We start from the raw sequence: 14,292 nt of genomic DNA, 5'->3' as shown, positions 1-14,292 counted from the left end.
CTCCTCCTTTGTCTCATAATCATCACAGATGAAGCCGAAAAATGAAAGAAAAAAGGGCGACCAATGGCCGCCCCTTCTCACGCCAATTAATTGACGGAATCAAACCCCAACAGGATTAGCCTTCTCCGGATCAATCTTGTACTGCTTGATCGCCCGGGCCACATCCTTCGCGGTCATCTTCCCTTCCTTCGCCAGCGCCGCAATCGCGGCATGCGCGATGTAGTAGCGATCCACCTCAAAGAACCGGCGCAGGTTCGCACGCGTATCCGAACGGCCGAAACCATCGGTACCCAGCACGGTGTACGACATCGGCACGAACGCGCGGATCTGGTCCGCATACGCACGCACGTAGTCGGTGGCGGCAATCGCCGGGCCCTGGCGGCCTTCCAGCAGTTCGGTCACGTAGGCCTTGCGCTGCTCACCTTCCGGATGCAGGCGGTTGGCACGTTCCACGTCGAAACCATCGCGACGCAGTTCGTTGAAGCTCGGGCAGCTCCAGATGTCGGCGGTCACGCCGAAGTCCTTGTCCAGCAGCTCGGCCGCGGCAATGGCTTCGCGCAGGATGGTGCCGGAGCCCAGCAGCTGCACGCGCAGCTCGCCCTTCTTCGGCTTGCCGGCGTCGGTCAGCAGGTACATGCCCTTGATGATGCCCTCGGCGGCGCCTTCCGGCATTTCCGGGTGGGTGTAGTTCTCGTTCATCAGGGTGACGTAGTAATACTCGTCCACCTGGTCTTCCATCATGCGCTTGGTACCGTGCTGCAGCACCACGGTCACTTCGAAGCCGAAGGTCGGGTCGTAGCTGCGCACGTTCGGGATACCACCGGCCACCAGATGGCTGAAGCCATCTTCGTGCTGCAGGCCTTCACCGTTCAGCGTGGTGCGGCCGGCGGTGCCACCCAGCAGGAAGCCGCGGGTACGCATGTCCGCTGCCTGCCAGGCCAGGTCGCCCACGCGCTGGAAGCCGAACATCGAGTAGTAGATGTAGAACGGCAGCATCGGCACGTTGCTGACCGAGTAGCTGGTACCGGCGGCCATCCACGAGGCGATGGCGCCCGGCTCGCTGATGCCCTGCTGCAGCACCTGGCCGCTCTGGTCTTCGCGGTAGAACATCAGCTGGTCGGCATCGACCGGCTTGTACTTCTGGCCGAACGGCGCGTAGATGCCGATCTGGCGGAACAGGCCTTCCATACCGAAGGTACGGGCTTCGTCGGCCACGATCGGCACGATGTGCGGGCCCAGTTCCTTGTCACGCAGGGTGATGTTCAGGCTCTGCACGAAGGCCATGGTGGTGGAGTAGCTGCGCTCGCCGCTGCTCTTCAGCAGGCGCTCGTAGGCTTCCAGCTTCGGTGCCACGAAGGTCTTGTCGGCCTTGCGGCGGCGCTGCGGCAGGTAACCACCCAGTGCGGCACGGCGTTCCTGCAGGTACTGCACTTCCGGCGAATCCGGGCCCGGGTGGTAGAACGGCACCTGGCCGTCGGCCAGCTGCGCGTCGGTCACCGGAATGTTGAAGCGGTCGCGGAAGTGGCGCACCGCTTCGTCGTCCAGCTTCTTGGTCTGGTGGGTCGGGTTCAGCGCTTCACCGGCGCTGCCCATGCCGTAACCCTTCACGGTCTTGGCCAGGATGACGGTCGGCATGCCCTTGGTGTTCACGGCCTGGTGGTAGGCGGCGTACACCTTGTGCGGGTCGTGGCCGCCACGGTTCAGGCGCCAGATGTCGTCGTCGCTCAGGCCGGCCACCATCGCAGCGGTTTCCGGGTACTTGCCGAAGAAATGCTCGCGGGTGTACGCGCCGCCGAAGGCCTTGCAGTTCTGGTATTCACCGTCGACGGTTTCCATCATCAGCTTCTTCAGGACGCCGTCGCTGTCCTTGGCCAGCAGGGCATCCCAGTAACCGCCCCACAGCAGCTTGATCACGTTCCAGCCGCCGCCACGGAACACGCCTTCCAGTTCCTGGATGATCTTGCCGTTGCCGCGCACCGGGCCGTCCAGGCGCTGCAGGTTGCAGTTCACCACGAAGATCAGGTTGTCCAGGCCTTCACGGCCGGCCAGGGCGATGGCACCCAGGGTTTCCGGCTCGTCGCTCTCGCCGTCGCCGATGAAGCACCACACCTTGCGGTCAGACTTCTCGATCAGGCCACGGTTTTCCAGGTAGCGCATGAACTGCGCCTGGTAGATGGCGGCCAGCGGGCCCAGGCCCATCGACACGGTTGGGGTCTGCCAGTATTCCGGCATCAGCCACGGGTGCGGGTACGAGGACAGGCCGCCGCCGTCCACTTCCATGCGGAACTTGTCCAGCTGCTCTTCGCTGATGCGGCCTTCCAGGAAGGAACGCGCGTAGATGCCCGGGGCGCTGTGGCCCTGGATGAACAGCAGGTCGCCCGGGTGGTTTTCGCTCGGGGCGCGCCAGAAGTGGTTGAAGCCCACGTCGTACAGGGTGGCGCCGGAGGCGAACGAGGCGATGTGGCCGCCCAGGTCACCCGGCTTGCGGTTGGCGCGCACGACGGTGGCCATCGCGTTCCAGCGGATGATCGAACGGATGCGCCATTCCAGCTCGGCATTGCCCGGGCTCTTGGCCTCGAGCTGCGGCTCAATGGTGTTGACGTACTCGGTGGTGGGAGAGAACGGCAGGTAGGCGCCCGAACGACGGGTCAGTTCCACCATGCCTTCCAGCAACTGATGCGCGCGCTCGGAGCCCTCGACATCAATAACGGCCTTCAACGACTCGATCCACTCCTGGGTTTCCACAGGATTCGGGTCGTTGTTCAGCACCTCGTTCAACCAGTTCATTAGCGCTCCCATAACCGCACGCACGCGCGCGACTGTTGTATAGATTTCTAGACCGCAAAGTGTAGCGCACCAAGGGCTTTCGTCACTTGGCTACGCAGGCGTATGGATGCAAGCGGCCAGTGTCCGCAAGGGGCTTGCCGGGCCCGCTGAAGGCCCTGCGGCGGGCCTTGGCGGCTGCGCGGGCTGTCGCTTGCGGGCCGCTGCGCCCATGTGCAGGACGCAGTGTTACTGCTGCCGATGACGGTTGTAGGGCAACTCCGGCACCGCCGTAGGGGCGGTTCGGGCAACGGTACTGAACCGGCGACAACATGTCGCACCTGCCTCTGGATCGGTGCCCACCTTCGGTCCAGCGTGGGCCGCGAGTGATGGGCCTGGCGGCCCTGCTCCCTTCCACAGCATCGCCGGGGCGCCCTGCAAGGGGCGCCCCTTTTGCTGTGCGCGTGGCCGGCCGTGGCCCAAAACGGACCTGCTTGTGGCCGGATCGATGATTGCCGGCTTCGATATATCGATATATCGTTTGCACACTCGTTTACCGATATATCGAAATGAGCCGTACCGCTTCTCCCAGAGCCCGTTCCACCGATCCGGCGGTGCCGCGCCGCAATGGCCAGCCGCGCGTGCTCAGCCGCGGCGACCTGCGCCTGCTGGTGCTGGCCCTGATCGGCGAGCAGCCGCGCCATGGCTACGAACTGATGCAGCTGATCAGCAACCAGTTCATGCAGGCCTATACGCCCAGCGCCGGCACCATGTATCCGCTGTTGGCCAGCTTCGAGCAGGCCGGCTGGATCGAGGCCGAGGAAGTGGACGGCAAGCGGATCTTCCGCATCACCGCCGCCGGCGAGTTCGAGCTGAAGGTGCAGCGCACCCAGGTGCGCTTGGCGCAGCGACGCGCCTTCGACCGTGCCCGCGAGATCACCAAGGCCTCGCTGCCGCCGCCGCTGGCCACGGCCCTGCGCGAGTTCAAGCGGGCGTTGGTGCACCACCACGGCCGCTGGGCCGAGGGTGAGGCGGACGAGGTGGCGGCGCTGCTGACGCGGGCCTCGGCCCTGCTGAACGGTACCGCCGGTAGCGAGGCATCACCACTTTCAACGACCCAGCCAGACTGAATCCAGCCAGGTCCTCCCCCATGCCGCGCGCCCCCGCGCGACACCTTTGCAGGTATCCCCATGACCGAACACAACAACACGCGCCTGCGCCTGGATGTGCGCTTCCGTGAACTGACCGTGCTGCGCACCGAAGAAGTCACCCCGCACATGCGCCGCGTGGTGCTGGGCGGCGACGATCTGGCCGGCTTCGATTCGCCCGGCGCCGACGACCACATCAAGCTGTTCTTCCCCAACAGCAGCGGTGAGATGGTGCTGCCGGTGCTGACCGCTGAAGGCCGCAGCTACCCGGCCGGCAAGGAGCCCTCGCCAGCGCGCGACTACACCCCGCGCTGGTGGGACCACGAAACCGGCGAGCTGGCCATCGACTTCGTGCTGCACGACCAGGGCATTGCCGGGCCGTGGGCCGAGCAGGCGCAGGCCGGCGACGTGCTGGTGATCGGCGGCCCGCGCGGTTCGTTCGTGGTGGCCGACAGTTACGACGCTTACGTGCTGATCGGCGATGAAACCGCGCTGCCGGCCATCGCCCGCTGGCTGGACGTGCTTCCGGACGGCGCCGAAGTGCAGGCCTTCATCGAAGTGAGCGACGAAGCCGAGCGCCAGGAGCTACCGCAGTACGAGAACGTGCGCATCCACTGGCTGGAGCGCAACGGCTTCCCGGCGGCCACCAGCACGCTGCTGGAAGACATGCTGACCGACTTCGAAGCACCGGACGGCGATGTCTTCTACTGGATCGCCACCGAATCGCGCCGCGCGCGGATGATGCGCAAGTTCATCGAAGGCCACCTGGGCGTGCCGCGCGACTGGATCCGCTCGACCGGCTACTGGAAGGCCCACCCGGACGAAACCGACGGCGATTGAGCAAAAGACGGTAGGTGCGAACCCTCCCTGGTGGGTGCGGACCGTTGGTCCGCACGCTCTCGACTGTGTAGATCCGAGCCCATGCTCGGCTGCTCCGCCCTCGGTGGGTGCGGACCGCCATCGACTGGTGGGTGCGGACCGTTGGTCCGCACATTCCCATGCAGTTGCCGGCCAGCGGCCGGCACGACCCGGCAAGCAATGCGACAATCGCGCTCCTTTCCTGCAGCAACGAGGCCCACATGGCCAAACTGACCCTGGCCAGCGTGGACGCGCTGCGTACCCGCTTTGCCGATGACGCTGCCTGCGATGCGGCGCTGGCCGCCTTCGCCGATGCCGCTGCCCTGCGTGTACCGCTGCGTGAGCTGGTGGAGGCACAGCACCGCTACCTGCAGGCCGAATTCGAAGTGGCACAGGTGGCCGACGTGCTGCGCCGGGACCAGAAGTACGCACCGGTTGGCCGGCCTTCGATCAACATCGTGCAGCTGCGCAAGCAGCAGGCCGCGACCAAGCAGGCGGCGCTGATCGCACGCCAGGTGGTGGCGCAGGCCGCGCAGACCTTCGTGCGCGTAAGCGGGCTGGCGGTGAAGGCCAAGCAGAGCCCGAGCGACGCGTGTGCGGCGTGGTTGGGCACGTTGCGCTGAGGGATCGTGCGGACCAACGGTCCGCACCCACCGAATCCAGGTCCGCAGCCGGCCAGCGGCCGGCGCTACCGGCACCCAAAAAGAAGGCCCGCTTTTCAGCGGGCCTTCTGCCTTCTCACGACGAGTGAGTTGAGTGCATCAAGCGGCCGGCTTTTCGCCGGTGGCTTCGGTGGTGATACGGATCTTCACTTCATCGCTGACGTTCGGGGCATAGGCGCCGACGCCGAAATCGCTGCGCTTCAGCGTGGTGGTGGCGTCGAAGCCGGCGGCCGGAACCTTGGCCATCGGGTGCTCGCCGCCGCCATTGACGGTGACGTCCAGGGTGACCGGCTTGGTGATGCCCTTGATGGTCAGGTCACCGGTGACGGTCAGCTTGTTGGTGCCTGCAGCTTCCACCTTGGTGCTCTTGAAGGTGGCATCGGCGAACTTGGCGGCGTCGAAGAAGTCGGCGCTCTTCAGGTGCTCGTCGAACTTGGCGGTGAAGCTGTTCAGGCCGCTCAGCGGCAGCTTCACTTCCACGGTGGACTTGGTCACGTCTTCGGCGTTGTACACCAGGGTGCCTTCGACGTTGCCGAAGTGCGCGCTGGGGTTGGAGAAGCCGAAGTGGCTCCACTGCGCCAGCACGTCGGTGTGGCTCGGGTCCAGCTTGTAGGTACCCGAGGCGATCTTGATCGCTTCGGCGGCCGGCGCAGCGGCGGCGGCATCGGCGGCCGGGGTGGCAGCCTGCTCGGTGGTGACCGGGGCGGCAGCATCGGCAGCCGGGGCAGCGGTGTCGGCCGGCTTGGAGCAGGCGGCGATGGCCAGGGTCAGGGCCAGCGGCAGCAGCAGTTTACGGGTGGCGCTCATCTCAGGAACTCTCCGGATCGTAGGGTGGGTACAGCAGGGACCGCCAAGGGGGCGGCCCGGAATCGATACAGCGACTTACGCGATGCGCGCCGCTTCGTCGAACGACAGGCGCGGCAGACGCGGGAACAGGCCCGCCGGGTCACCGTAACCCAGGTTGACCAGGAAATTCGACTTGATGGAGGTGCCGGCGAAGAAGGCTTCATCCACCTTGGCCGCATCGAAGCCGGACATCGGGCCGGCATCCAGCCCCAGCGCGCGCGCGGCCAGGATCAGGTACGCACCCTGCAGGCTGCCGTTGCGGATGGCGGCTTCGTGGCGGCCTTCCTGCGGGCCGTCGAACCAGGCCTTGGCATCGGTATGCGGGAACAGGTACGGCAGCTTCTCGTGGAAGTCCAGGTCGAAACCGATGATGGCGGTAACCGGGGCGGCCATGGTCTTGGCCAGGTTGCCTTCGGACAGGGCCGGGGCCAGCTTGTCCTTGGCTTCCTTCGAGGTGACGAAGACGAAGCGGGCCGGCGTGGTGTTGGCCGCGGTCGGGCCCCACTTCACCAGGTCGTACAGTTCCTGCAGCAGGCTGGCCGGGACCGGCGTGTCGAGGAAGGCGTTCTGTGTACGGGCGGTGCGGAACAGCTGATCGAGGGCAGCAGCGTCGAGCGCGTGGGACATCGGTGAACTCCAGGGCGGCTAAGGGAAGTCAGTGCCCGCGGGCGGCGCGGGGCGAAACGACGAGCCGCAGTGTAGAGTGTCGCGACTGTTGCAACACCCAGCAGGGCTGAAACGAATTAATGCCAATGGTGAAACGATCGAGCGCGCCCTGGACGGTCACAGACGGCCGTGCGGGCAATGTCCGCCAGGCGGTCGCGCTGGCCACGGCGCTGCGCCAGGGCACCCATCGGCCGCTGCTGCTGCAGCCACGCGCGCCCTGGCGCTGGCTGTCGCCGCGACGCCTGCCTGGTGATGTGAACGGCTACGGCGAGGCCTTCGCGACGCTGGCTGCCGACGCCCCGGCGCTGGCGATCGGTTGTGGCCGACAGGCCGCTGGCGCCCTGCGCGTGCTGCGCGCACGTGGCAGCCAGGTGGTGCAGATCCTCGACCCGCGCATCGGCGCGCGTCACTGGGATGTAGTGGTGGTGCCCGAACACGATGCCCTGCGCGGCAACAACGTGCTGACCCTGCTCGGCAGCCTCAACCCGGTGGACGACGACTGGCTGGCCTGGGGCCGCGCCGCGTTCGCCGGCTTCAGCACCCTGCCCGGCCCGCGCACCGCACTGCTGGTGGGCGGCCCGACACCGCTGGCACCGTGGGACGAGACGGCGATGGTCGGCGTGTTCCAGGCACTGGCCGACCAGATCCGCAGCGAAGGCGGCAGCCTGCTGGCGACCACCTCGCGGCGCACGCCACCGGCCTTGGCCGAGATACTGCGCGCGAAATTCGCCGACCTGCCACACGTGATCTGGGGCGATGGCGGCGACGGCACCAATCCCTATGGCGGCCTGCTCGGCTGGGCCAACCGCGTGGTGGTCTCGCCCGATTCGGTGAACCTGCTCTCGGAGGCCTGCGCCACGCGCATGCCGGTGATGGTGGCGCTGGCCGATACCGTGCAGGGGCGGCTGGCACGCTTCCAGCAACAGCTGCGCGAGCGCGGGCGATTGCAGGCGCACTGGCTGGACTGGCAGTACGACCGCATCGAGCCACTGCGCGAAACCGCGCGGATCGCGGCGGAAGTGAAAGCGCGGCTGGCATTGCGGTAGTGCCGGCCGCTGGCCGGCAGGTCCCGATCATCCAGCGATTTCTGAACATTTCGATCCAGCTGCGCGGTTAGAGTCCAGCTTCCTCCATCACGTTGAACGTCTTCATGCGTACCCTGCTCCTGCTGCCCCTGGCCCTGCTCGCTGCCTGTTCCACCACGCCCACCGAGCTGGATCCGATCTCGTATCAATGCCAGCAGCAGTTGGATGCATACCGCGAACAGCCGGCGCTGCGCGATCCGAAGACGGGCGAGCGCCCGCCGCTGCCGATCGCCCCGATCAGCGACGCCTGCGACAGGGAACTCAAGCGCAAGGGCGTGGATCGCCCGCTGCGCTGAGCAGCGTATGATCGGCGCGCGGGCCTGCCCGCCGTTGAAGGTACCGACATGGATCGTTTTTCCCGCCTGCCCCGCGCCGCGCTGCTGATTGCCAGCCTGCTGGCGACCGCACCGGCATGGGCCAACAGCACCGCGTGCCGCGAACGTTACCCGAGCGTGGCGTCGCAGGCAGCGATGCTGGACGTGGCCTGGACCACCGCCGAACGCCTGGACGCGCTGCCCGACGTGGACGTGGTGGTGGCCGCGCGCGGTGGCCAGGACCTGAGCCGCTACGGCCTGCGCCACAGCCACCTGGCCTTCCTGCTGCGCGAGGACGACGGCCGCTGGCGCGCGATGCACCTGCTCAACCGCTGCAAGACCGACAGCTCGCAGCTGTACCACGAGGGCCTGGGCAACTTCGTCGGCGAGAGCGGTGGCCATACCGACCTGCGCATCGGCGTGCCGTCGGCGCCGTTGCGTGCGGCGCTGCGCGCGATGCTGGTGCCGCCCTCGATCCAGCCCAAGGCGCTGCACGAAGCGAAGTACAACGTGGTCGCCTACCCGTTTGCCACCGACTACCAGAACTCCAACCAGTGGGTGCTGGAGGTGCTGGCCGCAGCAATGGCGCAGGCCGAAGGCGCGCCGGCCATCGTCAAGCGCGAACAGGCGCAGCAGTGGCTGCGCCAGCAGAAGTACCAGCCCAGCGTGCTGCATATCGGCCTGGGCAAGCGCGTGGGTGCGCGCCTGTTCGTGGCCAACGCCACCACCACCGACCATCCGGCCGGCGAGCGCATCTCCGGCAACTATTCGGTGGTGACGGTGGAATCGGTGTTCGACTTCCTGCACCAGCGCAGCCAGCTGCAGCAGGAACTGGTGATCCCCCATGTGCCGGTGGCCGGTGCCGCCGCAGCCTCGCCCTGAATCCCGCAAGGAGAACGACATGCGCCTGCTGCACAAACCCCTGGTATCGATGCTGATCGTCAGCGCGCTGGCCTGGTCATCGGCCGCGCACGCCGAGCGCCGCATCGTGATCATCCATGATCCCGGCCCGCAGGGGCCGAGCCTGGAGATGTCCACGCAGATGGTGGCCTCGGCCCGCGCGGCGGCGGCGAAGGAAGCCCAGGATGCGGCCGACGCCGGCCAGCCGCTGGCCCGCCCGCAGCAGATCAAGCTGCCGCAGATGCAGGTGAGTGGAATCGCCACCACCGTGGACGGCCGCCGCGAAGTGCTGCTGCGCGATGCCAACGACCCGCAGAACACCGCGTCGATGCAGTACCCGCGCGGCATCGGCGACCCCGCCGTGCAGTTCACCGTGGGCCAGACCGTGAACTTCGAGCCGACCGGCGCCGACCAGGGCTGGCAGCTGAAGGACAACCAGGGCCGCCCACTGGAATACCTGCCCGAGGCCACCGGCCCGCGCGACATTTTCGATACCCGGCGCTGAGTCGCCGTCCCCACCCTGACCAGGAGGTCTGCATGTTCCGTTGCCTGCGCGTTCCCGCTTCTGCCCTGCTGCTCTCCGCGCTGCTGGTGCCCACTGTCCATGCCGGCGCCGCGCCGCAGTTGACCAGCGGCCAGACCAGCGTGCTGGTCACGTCGCTGATCGTGCTGTCGATTCCGTTGGCCACGTCGATGGGGCTTGCCGAGCTGTCCAAGGCCCCGTTCAAGGCCAGCGAGCGCAACGGCAAGGTCGCCGCACGCACACCGGCGGTACCGTTGCCGCCGATGGAGGTGAAGCAGGTCGCCACCACCCCAGCCGGTGATCGCCAGGTGCAGCTGCAGGTGCCCGGCAAGGCCGACCAGACCGCAACGCTGCAATGGCCAGCCGTTGCAGGCGATGACCCGATCGCCGGTTTCGTTGTCGGCCAGCAGGTGCGCTTCGACCCGACCGACGCGGGTGCCGGCTGGACCGTGAAGAGCGCACAGGGCCAGGCCCTTGCCTACGTACCGACCGCCTATGCCGCTGGCGACGTGATGAGCGAAGCGCTGTAAAGCTGAACGACCGGTTTTGGCTTTGCTGCGGGCCGGGCGGATAATGGGCGATCCCCTTTGTCCCCCTGGCTCGCCATGTCCGTGCGTCCTGCCCCTGTGTTTGCCCCGTTGACCGCCCGCGCCCTGGTGCTGGCGGTGCTGGCCATGGGCGCGGTGGTGCTGCTGTCCAACGTACTGGTGCAGTACCCGATCAACGATTGGCTGACCTGGGGTGCCTTCAGTTATCCGGTCGCGTTCCTGGTCAGCAACCTGATCAACCGCCGCTTCGGCCCTGGCCCGGCGCGCCGTGTGGCGTGGATCGGCTTCGCGGTGGCGGTGCTGCTGTCGATCTGGGTGGCGACGCCGCGCATCGCCATTGCCTCGTGCTCGGCGTTCATCGTGGCCCAGCTGCTGGACATCACCGTGTTCGACCGCCTGCGCCGTGGCAGCTGGTGGCGCGCACCGATGGTGGCCACCACCTGCAGTGCGACGGTGGATACCACCATTTTCTGGTCGATTGCGTTTGCCGGTTCCACCCTGCCGTGGGTGAGCTGGGCCGCCGGCGACCTGGCGGTGAAGCTGGCGATCGGCGTGTGCCTGCTGGCCCCGTTCCGCGCGCTGCTGTGGAAGATGGCGCCGCTGCGCGCCACCAGCTGACCGCTGTCGCTCTGGTAGGTGCCGACCTTGGTTGGCACACACCTTGAACCCGGTGGGTGCCGACCGTTGGTCGGCACGCTCCTGAAGCGTTCATTGCAGCTGACAGATTGTGCCGACCAACGGTCGGCACCTACCAATAGCAGACCATCGCCGGGCCATTGATCCGGTAGTTGCCAACAGCGGGGCATCACCGGGCCAATAATCTGGTGGGTGCCGACCGTTGGTCGGCACGCTCCATCAGAGTTCATCGCCGCTGAAAGATTGTGCCGACCAACGGTCGGCACCTACCAATAGCAGACCATCGCCGGGCCATTGATCCGGTAGCTGCCAACAGCGGGGCATCACCGGGCCAATGATCTGGTGGGTGCCGACCGTTGGTCGGCACGCTCCTGAAGCGTTCATTGCGGCTGACAGATTGTGCCGACCAACGGTCGGCACCTACCCAAAAGCTGCTACCGGCACTCAGGCGAACGGCAGCTCCGCGGCGATGCACGCCGCCGTGATCACCGCACACGCCTCTTCAATCGCCGGCGTGGTCGGGGCCAGCCGCGGGCGCCGGTCGAGGGTGCAGGCCAGGCCCACCTCCAGCAGCGTGGCATGCGCTCCATGCAACGCCTGCGCGGTGCCTTCCGGCAGGAAACCAACAGCGGCCAACGCATCGATCAACGATGGCGTATCGCGTGGCTGCAGCAACGCCGCGTGCTGTGCACTGCGCGCCAGCACACCGGTCTGCAACAGGAACTCCAGGTCCACCACGCCACCGGCGCCCTGCTTCAGGTCCAGGCGCGCGGCATCGCTGCGGTCCAGCTCGGTGCGCATGCGCCCACGCATCTTCAACACGTCGGCATACAGCACACCGGCATCGCGTTCGCGGCCCAGCGTCTGCGCACGCACCTGCTCGAAATCGGCCAGCAGGCCGGCATCACCGGCCACGCCACGCGCGCGCACCAGCGCCTGGTGTTCCCAGGTCCACGCACGTTCGCGCTGGTATTCGGTGTAACTGGCCAGCGAAGACACCAGCGACCCCTTGCCACCGTCCGGGCGCAGGCGCACGTCGATGTCGTACAGGCGCCCGGCAGCGGTGACTGCACCGAGCAGCGCCATCACCTTCTGCGCCAGGCGCGCATACCAGCGCCCCGGCTCCAGCGGACGTGCACCATCGCTGGCGTCCACGCCGGCCGGATTGTCGTGCAGGAACACCAGGTCCAGGTCGGAACCGAAGCCCAGTTCAAGCCCACCGAGGCTGCCGTAGCCGATGATCGCGAAACGTCCACCGGGAATATCACCGTGCGCAGCGCGCATGTCCGCCTCGGCCATCGCCAGCACGGTGACCACCACCGCCTGCGCCAGCTCGGCCAGTTGCCGCGTGCTGTCCACTGCACCCTGGCGGCCGTCCAGCGTGGCCATTGCCATGCGGAAGCTGAGCGCCAGCCGCGTCTCGTTGAGCCAACGCAGCGCGGATTCGGGATCGTCCACCGCCAGTACCTGCTGGCACTCGGCCAGCATGCCGGCGGCATCCGGCATCGGCCCGGACACGCGCACGTCCAGCAGCTCATCCAGCAGCAGCGGGTACGCAGCCAGGCGCTCGGCCAGCAGTGCGCTGCGCGCCAGCACGTCCACCAACCGCGCTAGTGCGCTGGGCTGTTCGTCCAGCAGCGCGAGATAGCTGGTCCGGCGCAGCACCGCCTGCAGCAGGCCAAGCACGCGCTTGAGCGCGGCATCCGGTTGTGGCGAGCGCGTTGCCGCATGCAGCAACGCGGGCAGCACGCGATCCAGCCGCGCACGCGCGGCATCGGACAATGACTTCACGCCGGTGCCCTGCGCGAAATCGCGCAGCGACTGGTCGGCGCCATTGGCATCGAGGAAACCAGCTTCGGCCAGCAGCGGCGCATTGCTGCCTTCCGGCAGGCTGCGCCAGTAGTTGGCCAGTGCATCGGGCGCGGCCTGGCCCTTGCGCGGCGCCAGCAGCGCGGCGAATTCGGTACTGACCCGCTGCTGCTGCACGGCCAGCGCCGCGCGCAGCACATCCCAGCCGGGATAGCCCAGGCCGACGGCGATGCGTTCGCGGTCCAGCGCATCACTTGGCAACACATGCGTCTGCGCATCACGCAGCATCTGCAGGCGGTTTTCCAACCGGCGCAGGAACAGGTAGGCCTCGCGCAGTGCGCTGCCATCCTCCGGCGCGATCTGCCCGGCCGCCACCAGTGCCTCCAGCGCCACCAGCAGGCGGCGCTCGCGCAGCGCGGGCTCACGGCCACCGCGGATCAGCTGCAGCGCTTGGCACAGGAACTCGATTTCGCGGATGCCGCCGGCGCCGCGCTTGATGTCCTCATGCAGTTCGCGGCGCGCGACTTCGGCGGTGATCGCCGCCTTCATCTCGCGCAGGCCATCGAGCGCGGTGAAATCCAGGTAGCGGCGGTACACGAACGGGCGCAGGGTCTGTAGCCACGCTTCACCGGCCTCGATGTCGCCGGCCACGGCGCGCGCCTTCAGCCAGGCATAGCGTTCCCAGTCGCGGCCTTCGCGCTGGAAGTACTGGTCCATCGCCGCGAACGACAGCGCAACGCGGCCGGCGCTGCCGAACGGGCGCAGGCGCAGGTCGACGCGGTGGCTGAAGCCATCGACGGTGGTTTCATCCAGCAGCTTGGCCAGGCGCTGGCCGAGGCGCGCGAAATATTCCTCGGCAGCCAACGCGCGCGGGCCGTCGGATTCGCCGCCGTGCGGGTAGGCGTAGACCAGGTCCACATCGGAACTGAAGTTGAGCTCGCCACCACCGAGCTTGCCGAGGCCGAACACCACCAGCTGCTGCGGCGTGCCTTCGCCATCGCGGACCACGCCGTGACGCTGTGCGAATTCCTGCTGCAGGGCCTCCAGCGCCAGCCGCAGGCACTCCTCGGCCAGGGCGGTGGCGCCGGCCAGGGTCTGGGCCACATCGTCCAGGCCGGTCAGGTCGCGCCAGATCAGCCGCGTCGACATGGCGGTGCGCCAGCGCCGGATCTGCGCCGGCCAGTCGCTGGGCTGCAGCGGATCGAGCACTGGCGCCGGAATCGCCGGGCAACCGGGCGCGGCCAGCTGCGCCAGCAGCGCGGGTTGCCGCACCAGGGTGTCCAGCGCGAAGTCGCTGGCCACCGCCAGCCGGGTCAGCAGCGGCAACAGATCAGCCGGGACGGGCTCGGGCAGGACCTGGGCCAGGCGCGCCAGGGCGCGGTCGACAAGGGGCTGCAGGGACGCGGGCAGTTCAGCGGGAGCGAGGGTCATGCCTCGATTCTCGCGGGGTCGGATCCCTTTGCCAACGGCGAAGGGCGCCGACCCCAGATGGCTGGCACTGCGCGGGTCAGAGCCTTTTGCCCGTGGCAAAAGG

At 67.6% G+C, this 14,292-nt stretch carries 13 protein-coding genes; 9 read left to right on the top strand and 4 right to left on the bottom strand.

What is annotated here, in order from left to right:
- Positions 1-99: 99 nt before the first annotated feature.
- Positions 100-2,787: a pyruvate dehydrogenase (acetyl-transferring), homodimeric type gene (aceE, locus tag B9Y82_RS00330; RefSeq protein ID WP_100471090.1), complete on the bottom strand. Its 2,688-nt coding sequence runs from the start codon at positions 2,785-2,787 to the stop codon at positions 100-102.
- Between the two features lie 545 nt (positions 2,788-3,332).
- On the opposite strand from aceE, the gene B9Y82_RS00325 reads away from it, so the two are divergent.
- From B9Y82_RS00325 to B9Y82_RS00315, 3 genes are all read left to right on the top strand, one after another.
- A complete protein-coding gene (locus B9Y82_RS00325; RefSeq protein WP_014035775.1) occupies positions 3,333-3,893 on the top strand; it encodes a PadR family transcriptional regulator in 561 nt (186 codons plus the stop codon).
- A gap of 60 nt (positions 3,894-3,953) precedes the next feature.
- Positions 3,954-4,751 carry a siderophore-interacting protein gene (locus B9Y82_RS00320; RefSeq protein WP_100471089.1) on the top strand — a complete coding sequence of 266 codons (798 nt, stop codon included), beginning with the start codon at positions 3,954-3,956 and terminating at the stop codon, positions 4,749-4,751.
- Between the two features lie 239 nt (positions 4,752-4,990).
- A complete protein-coding gene (locus B9Y82_RS00315; protein WP_100471088.1) occupies positions 4,991-5,392 on the top strand; it encodes a hypothetical protein in 402 nt (133 codons plus the stop codon).
- A 138-nt stretch (positions 5,393-5,530) separates the two neighbouring features.
- Here the strand turns inward: B9Y82_RS00315 and B9Y82_RS00310 are convergent, their stop codons facing one another.
- Positions 5,531-6,238 (bottom strand): YceI family protein, encoded by a 708-nt coding sequence (locus B9Y82_RS00310; protein WP_100471087.1) that lies wholly within the window; start codon positions 6,236-6,238, stop codon positions 5,531-5,533.
- A gap of 75 nt (positions 6,239-6,313) precedes the next feature.
- On the bottom strand, positions 6,314-6,904 hold the full coding sequence (locus tag B9Y82_RS00305) for a malonic semialdehyde reductase (RefSeq protein WP_100471086.1): 591 nt from the start codon (positions 6,902-6,904) through the stop codon (positions 6,314-6,316).
- Positions 6,905-7,029: 125 nt separating this feature from the next.
- On the opposite strand from B9Y82_RS00305, the gene B9Y82_RS00300 reads away from it, so the two are divergent.
- The 6 genes from B9Y82_RS00300 (at position 7,030) to B9Y82_RS00275 (ending at position 10,931) form a co-directional block, all read left to right on the top strand.
- The gene (locus tag B9Y82_RS00300; RefSeq protein WP_100471085.1) at positions 7,030-7,989 is read left to right on the top strand and encodes a mitochondrial fission ELM1 family protein; all 960 of its coding nucleotides are present in this window, start codon (positions 7,030-7,032) and stop codon (positions 7,987-7,989) included.
- A 104-nt stretch (positions 7,990-8,093) separates the two neighbouring features.
- Complete coding sequence (locus B9Y82_RS00295) at positions 8,094-8,324, top strand: hypothetical protein (RefSeq protein ID WP_046984459.1); 231 nt, start codon at positions 8,094-8,096, stop codon at positions 8,322-8,324.
- A gap of 48 nt (positions 8,325-8,372) precedes the next feature.
- Entirely contained in the window at positions 8,373-9,224 is an 852-nt protein-coding gene (locus B9Y82_RS00290) for a DUF2145 domain-containing protein (RefSeq protein WP_100471084.1), read from the top strand.
- A 19-nt stretch (positions 9,225-9,243) separates the two neighbouring features.
- A complete protein-coding gene (locus tag B9Y82_RS00285; protein ID WP_202908105.1) occupies positions 9,244-9,747 on the top strand; it encodes a hypothetical protein in 504 nt (167 codons plus the stop codon).
- A 32-nt stretch (positions 9,748-9,779) separates the two neighbouring features.
- Complete coding sequence (locus B9Y82_RS00280; protein WP_100471082.1) at positions 9,780-10,295, top strand: hypothetical protein; 516 nt, start codon at positions 9,780-9,782, stop codon at positions 10,293-10,295.
- Between the two features lie 75 nt (positions 10,296-10,370).
- Positions 10,371-10,931, top strand: coding sequence for a queuosine precursor transporter (locus B9Y82_RS00275; RefSeq protein ID WP_087921316.1), 561 nt, complete (start codon positions 10,371-10,373; stop codon positions 10,929-10,931).
- A gap of 462 nt (positions 10,932-11,393) precedes the next feature.
- Here B9Y82_RS00275 and glnE read toward each other — a convergent pair whose 3' ends face one another.
- The gene (gene glnE, locus B9Y82_RS00270; RefSeq protein WP_100471081.1) at positions 11,394-14,189 is read right to left on the bottom strand and encodes a bifunctional [glutamate--ammonia ligase]-adenylyl-L-tyrosine phosphorylase/[glutamate--ammonia-ligase] adenylyltransferase; all 2,796 of its coding nucleotides are present in this window, start codon (positions 14,187-14,189) and stop codon (positions 11,394-11,396) included.
- Positions 14,190-14,292 lie beyond the last annotated feature (103 nt).

This window comes from Stenotrophomonas maltophilia, from assembly GCF_002799155.1.
GTDB lineage: Bacteria > Pseudomonadota > Gammaproteobacteria > Xanthomonadales > Xanthomonadaceae > Stenotrophomonas > Stenotrophomonas maltophilia_R.
Note: the sequence above shows the minus strand (reverse complement) of the source record. Positions and strands in the feature narration are given on the sequence as shown.